The following is a 5505-nucleotide window of genomic DNA, read 5'->3' on the forward strand; positions in this document are numbered from 1 at the left end:
GCCCAGAAATCAGCCCTCCAATCAGCCCAAAAAACAGCCCAAAACTCAGCCCAGAAAACAGCCCTCCACTCAGCCCAACAATAAGAGAATAGCTAGTTTTTTGAGTTTTGCTAAAAAACATATTAGGCTGCATTTCTTCAATCAAAAACTCCGTTTTAGATTCTTCATGCATTTGTTGAGCTAACCAAACAAGCCACATTCGCGTTTTCCTAGCATTAGGAGGTTTGTTCTTCAAATATGCCCTACTGACGACATCCCGTGTCAACATTCGCCCTACATAGGCATCTAACAAATACTGAAGACGGTCTGCTGTAGAGTTCAAATGCTGCCATTCTTCAACAGATATTTCTTGAGACGCTAGAACAGTAATGCTGAGTAGCAAAGGAGTTCTAACTAAATCTAGTAGCTCTAAGTCGCTACTGATAGTTGACCATAGTTCTATAGATTTAATACTGGTTAGATAATCACAAATTTGATTGTTGGTTAAAGGCTGTAAGTAAATAGCACCGTTAAGTTGTAATTGAGTCGTGTAGTTACTATATTCCTCAATTCGACTACAAACAACTAGATAAAGTGGTCTAGTTTCACCTGCTAAAAACTGATTAATTGCATTAACACAAGGTTCTTGACGCTGCGGTTCAAGTTCATCTAAACCATCAAGTAATGGTAGTAATTGGTGATTATTTACCCAGTCTTTACCAAGTTTAGTTGAAACACCATATTTAGATTTGAGTTCAGCCACTAACCAATCAGTTAGAGATTGGCGATCATCTTTCCAAGAAGATACGTTAAATAAAACTGGAACGGGATAATCAGGCTGTTCTTCCGCACGTTTTACTAAAGCTTGAGCCAGTTCTAATTGTGTGGTGGTCTTACCTGCTCCTGGCGCACCTAAAATTAACAGTTTACCTGCAATTTCTTGGGAGTCAAAAACTTCTAAAGTAGTTGTAGTATCTGGGAGAGGTTCAGCAGGTTTTAAGCCAATTTTTATCTCTGCATCCCAAGGGCGTTTTACTTGTTGTGGTTGTGATTCTTTACCCAAATTAATCAGTACAGCATTGTGTAGAGATTGCCTTAACCGTGCTGTAACTTCTTCCTTGACTGCGGCTAGTAGTATCCGCTCGTTCTTTGGTCTGGCAGGGTTGCCTACTGGTGTTGTCTGCCTGCCGAGGTTAAAAATATTTTGAAAAACATTACCTTGAATATAGTCGCCTTCAATCCGTTCATTATAATTACCTCCTCCAGTATTAATATTGCGGTTGTCAGGCGGTTTCGGCTCTTCCATATTTTTGCATGAGCTAAATTTTCAGCCTAGAAGCTGTGGGTTGCTAAACTATGAACTTAGAAGTATGTTAATTCAGTTTCCTTAATCTTCTGCCTCTACTTCCTGCCAACCTTTGATAGCGCCAACAATAAAAGCACCTGCTGGGTTATCAATAGCTTTTTCAAAAGCAGCCAAACCACCGGATTTAACAGCATTTATTACTCGTTCTTTCAATAGTGGGTTGCTTTCAATTCGATTTATTGCTTCTGCTGCTACTACCATTTGCTGTGATGTAGTAGTGGTAGGGTAAGTTTGCTCTAATTGTTTTAGTAACATCTGAATATCGGCAGCAGTTGTAGCAAGGTTTGGTTGCGAGGTAATGTAATTTCCTTGAATATAATTTCCTGAAATAGACTCGTTATAATTACCAAGCTCCATGTTAATTATACGATTATTAGTAGTATTGTTGTTAATTCCGGTATTTTAACGTTTTCAGTTAAATTTGTGTAAAAACTGCTAGTCAAAGTAGTACACATTTACCTAAATCAGATTTAGCTAATCCAATGTTTTAACTGTTTAAGTTGGATGGCGATCGCATAACCACCTGATCGCTAAACCAAAAACCCAGCCGGGATGACTGGGCTTATGTCGGGGTAATATTTCCCCAAGGGTATTTATAGAAGTTATTGATAAGTCGCTTGTCTAACAATGACTACCACGCCTGGATTACGAATTCCAGAAAACTCCTTGACACAATTAATAACAGCGATCACGGGGTATTCCATAAGAGCATAGTGATGGTTGTGGTTCATAGCAATATTCTTAGAGGATAAGAGCGAGAATAATGTCTTGTAGAGAAGGGCGATTGCGCGGAGCGCACCTGGAGGAGGCGATCGCTCTTGAATACTCTTTTTTGAGATTTACTTATAGGTAATGTGTTTTGTAAGTTCTTGGGCATTATCTTTATTAGAAAGGCTTCCAATTACTACTTCTACTTGTCCAACTCTACTAGCATAATCAATCATATTTTTTACAGATTTGAGTGACAGGAATTGGTCACGATAGTCACCTAATCTGTTTATATTTCTATATTCTGCATATCTCTTGTCTTCATCACAATGAGTACCAATAATAAAAATTTTTACTTTCCTCTGACCTTGCCGAAGAAACTGAGAGATCAATGCCATATCATTTTCAACTATGGTACTTGTATGCTCATCCTGTTGTAAGAGTTTATCGACTCGCACAAGGTAAAAAATAAAATCAGATTCTGATATCATCTCTTTCCATAGAGAACGAAAATTCCTATCACCAGAGGTATCTACTAAGTTAACTCCTTCAATTATTTGACTCATGTACTTAGATAATGTCGTTTTACCAGTTCCTCTGTCTCCAAGTACAGTTATTCTTTTGGCTCTATATGCAGCGATAATCTCTCTTATTTTCTCAAACAATACAGATTTAGCTTTTACAGTTGCCTCTTGTTGATTCCAGATAAGTTTCACTTTTGGCGAGAGTCCCAAAGTTTCTCTAATCAAATTACTATCGGCCAAGTCAGCAGGGGTTAATTTTTCTGCGCCCACAAGATTTTGACATCTGACGCTAACATCACTTAGATTCACAGTCACAGAAACATAATAAGTATTATAAACTGCATTCACCGTTATATAGTTACCTTCAATCAGTTCGTTATAATTACCTCCTCCAGTATTGATATTGCGGTTTTCTGGCGGCTTCTGCTCTTCCATATTCTTGCCTAATACTAAGTTTTTAACCTGCTAGTTAGCCAACTCTGCACTTAGAGGTATGTTAATTCAATTTCGTTAATCTTCTGCCTCTACTTCCTGCCAGCCTTTAATAGCGCCAACAATAAAAGCACCTGCTGGATTATCAATAGCTTTTTCAAAAGCAGCCAACCCACCTTCTTTAACAGCATTTATTACTCGTTCTTTCAATAATGGGTTGCTTTCAATGCGGTTTATGGCTTCTGCTGCTACGACCATTTGCTGTGATGTAGTAGTGGTAGGGTAAGTTTGCTCTAATTGTTTTAGTAATAGCTGAATCTCGGCAGCAGCTTGGGCAAGGCTCTGCGGTTGTCCAGCCGCGTAGTAATTACCTTGGATATAATCGCGTTCAATGCGCTCGTTATAGTTGCCGCCACCTGTGTTGATATTGCGATCGCCAGCCATTGTTGTATCTCCCTGCACTACTTGGTTGCCGTCACCTTGGACATTATTGGCATTACCGCCGACAGAACCACCAACTGAAAATCCACCGGGGTTGCTAGCCATACTTCCTACCTCTTGTATTTGAGTACTTGAATAAAAACTAGGGCGTTGTAGTGCCTGATTAACAAAATTTTCTAAACTTTGAATTCTACTATCTTTTTCTTCTAGTAGTAATTTAATTTCTCCCTCTGGTAAACCCTTAAGCTGATTATAAGTGTCAAAATATTCTGCACTCAGTTCAGACTTATCAGCCGTAGCTGCGGTTTTGGCACGAAGTAAAAACTTATCTTCACCTCGCACTTCCATGCCCACAATTCTTAAATCCGCCTCTGGGTGATTTTCTGCTAACTGCTTAAATGAAATTGCGATCGCTCTGGGGTCAACACCTTGGTTATGATAAAGGTCGAGTGTGTCAAAAATTGGTTTGATAAACTCACCGAACTCCCCCGGAGCAAACACTTCTTTATTGTTATCAGGTTTACGAAGTGGATCAGGGTTCTCTTTTGTAGGGAGTCGCATATAAACGTATTCACACCGCACCCCATCAAATTTGGTGTCGGTGGTAATGCCCCAGTCTTGAATGTATGTCCCGGTGAGAGTAGCGCCTGTTAAATCAGTTCCATTAAGTTGTGCCTGTACTAGCTTCGCTCTGGATAAATCTGCGTCTTGTAAGTTAGCTTGACTTAGGTCAACACCTATGAAGCTGGCATCTACCAAATTAGCTCCTTGTAAGTTGGCTCCACGTAAGTCTTGACGGTCAAAGTTCAAGTCTTGTCCTTGTCCTGTCACAAGTAATTGCCGCAATTGTGCATACTGAAGGTAAGTCTTTCCAGGATTAACAAAGTCAAGCATTTTAGCTTGATAGAATCGGGTACGGGTCAGAATAGCTTTTCTAAAATTAGTAGTTTTGAGGATTGCTTGTGTGAAGTTAACATCAGTTAAGTCAGCATTACAAAAAGATGTACCTCCTATCGCAGTGATACTAATGGCAATATCTCGAATTAATTTCTGCTTTTCATCTCGTGTTACAACACGCCAAGTAATGTAAACAGATAGAGTAAGTACAGCTATAAAAATGACTACAGCATAAGCACTCACCCAAGCTTCACCTTCAACTCCTGCCGAAGCTCCTGCCCAACCTGCTGCTCCTGCCCCTGCCCAAGATCCAACTTTAGTTGTTATAAGCAATCCAGCTAGAACTAAAATTAAAAGTTTGTAATCATAAACAATGAAAATCAAAGTTAATATTAAAGTTAAAATTAAAGTCCCAGTTCCAGAGCCAGCTAAAGCTACAGATCCTGCCAAAATTAAAGCTGCATCACTTATATGAACTACAGACCATGTGTAAGTTAAACCTATAGCCAAAACCACAATTATACTTATAGTTAAGGCTCCAGTTTCTAAAGCTATTCCGAAACCCTTACGATTAATAATCATGAAAAATATTGCCAGTACTGCCAAGGTGGTTGTGCCAATATAAACAGCAGTACCATTGGTAGATAAAAGAGAGGCAATTATCAAACTAGTAAAACTTATTAATAGTCCTGATAATACTGATAATAAAAATAAAGAGATTGCTAATCCAATTAACCAATAGGATTGCAGCCCAGCTTGAGCATGACTAAAGTTTGCGTTCCTCAGATTCGCCCCTGTAAAATCTGCACTGCGGATATCTGCGCCACTAAAATTTGCACCCTCAAGGTTTTGACCTTTGAAAGAACGACCTCTGAGATTATGACCGGAGAAGTCCTGGGGCATGGCTGGGTGCTGTATACAAATTTCTTTTTGGATACAGATATACCATGAACAATTTCGTAATTACAAAGTTTTAAAGCGATTCTTTTTTCTTAACGCCAGTTTTTATGCTTCAATCCCCGACTTAATTCTTTCGCTCTCCTCACCAATACATCATTCATTCACAATCAAGTTATAGTCTATATAACCAAGCATCGCCCCTCTTTTTATCGCCTCATAACTGTTCTTGACGTGCCATTTACTGTACAAATCGCTGGC

5 protein-coding genes are annotated in these 5505 nt (G+C 39.1%); all 5 read right to left on the reverse strand.

Annotated features, from left to right (window positions below; translation table 11 throughout):
- Positions 1 to 1285: NACHT domain-containing NTPase (locus tag GNF10_RS34690; RefSeq protein WP_185607407.1), on the reverse strand; the 1285-nt coding region annotated here is incomplete at its 3' end.
- A gap of 81 nt (positions 1286 to 1366) precedes the next feature.
- The gene (locus tag GNF10_RS34695) at positions 1367 to 1702 is read right to left on the reverse strand and encodes a hypothetical protein (RefSeq protein ID WP_185587031.1); all 336 of its coding nucleotides are present in this window, start codon (positions 1700 to 1702) and stop codon (positions 1367 to 1369) included.
- Between the two features lie 245 nt (positions 1703 to 1947).
- Positions 1948 to 2076, reverse strand: coding sequence for a hypothetical protein (locus GNF10_RS39135; RefSeq protein WP_260446377.1), 129 nt, complete (start codon positions 2074 to 2076; stop codon positions 1948 to 1950).
- 108 nt (positions 2077 to 2184) lie between these two features.
- Positions 2185 to 3012, reverse strand: coding sequence for a GTPase domain-containing protein (locus tag GNF10_RS34700; protein ID WP_185587034.1), 828 nt, complete (start codon positions 3010 to 3012; stop codon positions 2185 to 2187).
- A gap of 75 nt (positions 3013 to 3087) precedes the next feature.
- Positions 3088 to 5250: a pentapeptide repeat-containing protein gene (locus GNF10_RS34705; RefSeq protein WP_185587036.1), complete on the reverse strand. Its 2163-nt coding sequence runs from the start codon at positions 5248 to 5250 to the stop codon at positions 3088 to 3090.
- Positions 5251 to 5505 lie beyond the last annotated feature (255 nt).

This window comes from Nostoc sp. UCD121, assembly GCF_014222285.1.
Classification (GTDB): domain Bacteria; phylum Cyanobacteriota; class Cyanobacteriia; order Cyanobacteriales; family Nostocaceae; genus Nostoc.

What these genes read in the sequence shown, in the direction of transcription:
- GNF10_RS34695 (WP_185587031.1), bottom strand. Translation starts at nt 1,702, where the DNA reads ATGGAGCTTGGTAATTATAACGAGTCTATTTCAGGAAATTATATTCAA.
- GNF10_RS39135 (WP_260446377.1), bottom strand. Translation starts at nt 2,076, where the DNA reads ATGAACCACAACCATCACTATGCTCTTATGGAATACCCCGTGATCGCT.
- GNF10_RS34700 (WP_185587034.1), bottom strand. Translation starts at nt 3,012, where the DNA reads ATGGAAGAGCAGAAGCCGCCAGAAAACCGCAATATCAATACTGGAGGA.
- GNF10_RS34705 (WP_185587036.1), bottom strand. Translation starts at nt 5,250, where the DNA reads ATGCCCCAGGACTTCTCCGGTCATAATCTCAGAGGTCGTTCTTTCAAA.